Origin of the sequence: Tissierella sp., from assembly GCF_052089545.1 — a bacterium.
Lineage (GTDB): Bacteria > Bacillota > Clostridia > Tissierellales > Tissierellaceae > Tissierella_A.
Genome location: NZ_JBQDAA010000243.1, coordinates 1 through 3,109, shown reverse-complemented (window position 1 = coordinate 3,109; position 3,109 = coordinate 1). Strand labels below are relative to the sequence as shown.

Genomic DNA, 3,109 nt, shown 5'->3' with positions numbered 1-3,109 from the left:
TAGCTATGAGCTATTGAGATACATTATTAAATTATTGTGAATAATTCAGGATTAAAATAGTTTTTAACTAATATATTTTTATATATTATATCAAGTTTAAATACTGGTATTAGCTTCCAATGAAAAATAAAAATAAGTAATTTATACTGGCCAATAAGGAAAAACTAAAGTTTAAAATAAGAGTTGGTTTTCATAAAATAAAGAGATATACTTAATTATTATAACTATAATAAAATATAAAAAAATTTAAATATATACCATAGAAAGGAGAGTATGATTTTAGTATTTGACTATATCATACAAGGAAAATATGAATATAAATATAATAGCAGTAGGTAAGATAAAAGAAAAATACATAAAAGAGGGCATAAATGAGTTTTCTAAAAGACTTTCAAGATATGCTAAAGTAAAAATAGTAGAAATACCAGATGAAAAGGCACCTGAGAACCTATCACAAAAGGATATGGAAAGTGTAATGGAAAGGGAAGGAAATAAAATTATTTCCAAGATTCCCCAAAATTCTTTCCTTATTTCCCTGGAAATAGAAGGAAAACATATTTCCTCGGAAATGTTGTCGAAAAAGATAGAAGATATAATGATAAGTGGGAATAATGATATAACATTTATAATAGGAGGATCGCTAGGACTTTCCGATGAAGTTAAAAAGATGAGTAACTTTAAGCTTTCCTTCTCAAAGATGACCTTTCCGCATCAAATTATGAGGCTGATACTTCTAGAACAAATTTATAGATCCTTTAGAATAATGAAGAATGAACCTTATCATAAATAGGAATAGTAGAGCTTCTAGGTATACAGGACAGATAAAGGGTATAATTGCTGTTAATAAGTCCGTTGCGGGACAGTTGCTTTCTTAAATAAACGAAAAATGATAAATTATAAGTTAGAAAGGAGGCGGCTATGGATATTTCTTCAAAAATAAAATCTAAAAGAACTGAATTGGATCTTACTCAACAAGATTTAGCTGAGAAGGTATTTGTTACGAGACAAACAATTTCTAAATGGGAATTAGGTAAAAGTACTCCTGATTTTATTAGTCTAAAACTTTTAGAAAAAGCATTAGCTATTGATTTAATTGAAAATAAGACTGATAATCTACCGAAAAAAGAGGGTTCAATGAATAAGAAAATACAATTTAAAGATATTATTGTTACTTTATTATTTGGTTTCTCTTTTCTACCCTTGCGTATTGTATTTACTATTAACGAGAAGTATAAATCGTCAAAGTTACTAATATATGTGATTAAACCTGCTCTTATTGCCTTATTTTTATATTTCATCGGAAATATAAGTTCAGAAGCCCTTAATTTAATGATTTTTGCAACGATTGCTTATTACCTTGCTTTAAATTTTTATAATGATTGGTAGTAACAAGCTAATAGTATTTTGATTTTTATATACTAAGAGTTGAGTAAAGTATATTTGGAATATATATTTTAATTGAAAGGATGTGATGAACTATGAAAAAGAAAGTATTTGTATTACTAGAAATAGTTATTCCTTTAGTATTTTTTCTCTCATGGATGATATGGAATTTAGTTGTAAAAAGTTATTCATTTAAAGAAGCTTTTGAAACTTCAACGGGTATAACTTTCATGATAATTATTATATTTAATTTATTAGTAGCTTTTAATTATAAAAAAATACTTGATGAATATTAATTGAATGATTTTTTAAGAATAAAGATTTATAATATTTTATAAAAATTGTTGATATTAATTAGGCTGAATACATCCTAAAATTATCATATAATATAGTTAAAGATAGGAGATGATTATATGAAAGTTAATATAAACAATGTAGTTTCCATTTCTGAGGCAAATCAAAACTTTTCTAAAGTAGCAAGATTAGTAGATAAGGATGGAGCAGCAGTAATTTTGAAAAACGTCCTTCCATAAAAGGAAAGGCACCTTTTATAAGTTACTCCTTATTTTCTGAATTTCTTTAATCCATAAATAGCTTTATTAAAGTCATCTCGGTGGATAAGTAGGAGGTGGAAGATTTTGTCATTCTGAGGAGTGTAGCGACGAAGAATCTTTCTTTTAGGGCTTAAACTATAGATTCTTTACTAAGTTCAGATTGACAATGTTAAAAGCTTTATACAACGTACTTTTGGTAAAATACGATTCATAGATAATGCTTTATCATAAGAGTCTTATATTAATATATAAGTTCTTTTCTACAATATGTTATAATAAATATAGCAATTAATCCTTTAATAAATGAAGGGAGTGTTGGTTATGGATAATTTCTCTAAGCTTAATGAAGATTCAAGTATAAAGATACCAGAACATATCCTTAAAAAAGCAGGTTTAAAACCAGGTGCAGAAATGATATGGGTAAACGATGAGAATGGATATATAATATTAATGGAAAAACCAGATAATTTTGCAAAAGCTATGAGAGGATTAGGAAAAGAAGTTTGGGATAAAGTTAATTTAGATAAATACATTGAAGAGGAAAGACAATCATGGGATTAATTGAAGACGGTAAGACTCTTCTATTAGATACTAATTGTTTTATATATTATTTTGAAGATAATCCTAAGTATTCTGATAAACTCGAAAAAGTTTTTACTGATAATCAAGATTGAAATAATGAGGCATTTATGTCGATAATAACATTTATGGAGATACTAGTAAAACCTAAAAAAGATAATAATGTTTTTGTAGAAAATAGATATAAATTAATGCTAACTAATTATCCAAATCTTGAGATTATAGATGCCAATTATAATATAGCTGATATAGCATCAAGACTTAGAGCTAACTATAAGATTAAAACACCAGATGCAATTATTGTAGCTACTGGTATAGCTATGAATGTTGATTATATTATAACAAATGACATTAGATTAAGAGATATATGTAATAATGAAAGTATAGATATAATAATTATGGAAGATATTTAAACCTAAAATAGAGCTATAAAATTAATATTAATTTTATAGCTCTATTTATAACTAGATTTGTATATCTAAAGATATCCTATTTCTTTTGCTGGTTAGATTGATACGGGGAGCCTTATCATAAGTAGAGTGTGAAGCTGTCATTCTGAGCTTGAGAAGAATCTAAGCATGGTTCAAGAAATA

The 3,109-nt window shown here is 26.4% G+C and carries 6 protein-coding genes; all 6 read left to right on the top strand.

The window, feature by feature from the left end:
* Positions 1–310 precede the first annotated feature (310 nt).
* Positions 311–790 carry a 23S rRNA (pseudouridine(1915)-N(3))-methyltransferase RlmH gene (gene rlmH, locus ACTHW2_RS12330; RefSeq protein ID WP_442264204.1) on the top strand — a complete coding sequence of 160 codons (480 nt, stop codon included), beginning with the start codon at positions 311–313 and terminating at the stop codon, positions 788–790.
* Between the two features lie 128 nt (positions 791–918).
* Positions 919–1,386 (top strand): helix-turn-helix transcriptional regulator, encoded by a 468-nt coding sequence (locus ACTHW2_RS12325; protein WP_442264203.1) that lies wholly within the window; start codon positions 919–921, stop codon positions 1,384–1,386.
* 92 nt (positions 1,387–1,478) lie between these two features.
* On the top strand, positions 1,479–1,679 hold the full coding sequence (locus tag ACTHW2_RS12320; protein ID WP_442264202.1) for a hypothetical protein: 201 nt from the start codon (positions 1,479–1,481) through the stop codon (positions 1,677–1,679).
* A gap of 579 nt (positions 1,680–2,258) precedes the next feature.
* Positions 2,259–2,498, top strand: a complete 240-nt coding sequence (locus ACTHW2_RS12315; RefSeq protein WP_442264201.1) for a hypothetical protein — start codon at positions 2,259–2,261, stop codon at positions 2,496–2,498.
* Positions 2,489–2,611 (top strand): hypothetical protein, encoded by a 123-nt coding sequence (locus tag ACTHW2_RS12310; protein WP_442264200.1) that lies wholly within the window; start codon positions 2,489–2,491, stop codon positions 2,609–2,611. The genes ACTHW2_RS12315 and ACTHW2_RS12310 overlap by 10 nt, the downstream gene beginning before the upstream one ends.
* A 15-nt stretch (positions 2,612–2,626) precedes the next feature.
* A complete protein-coding gene (locus tag ACTHW2_RS12305; RefSeq protein WP_442264199.1) occupies positions 2,627–2,929 on the top strand; it encodes a type II toxin-antitoxin system VapC family toxin in 303 nt (100 codons plus the stop codon).
* The last annotated feature ends 180 nt before the right edge of the window (positions 2,930–3,109 follow it).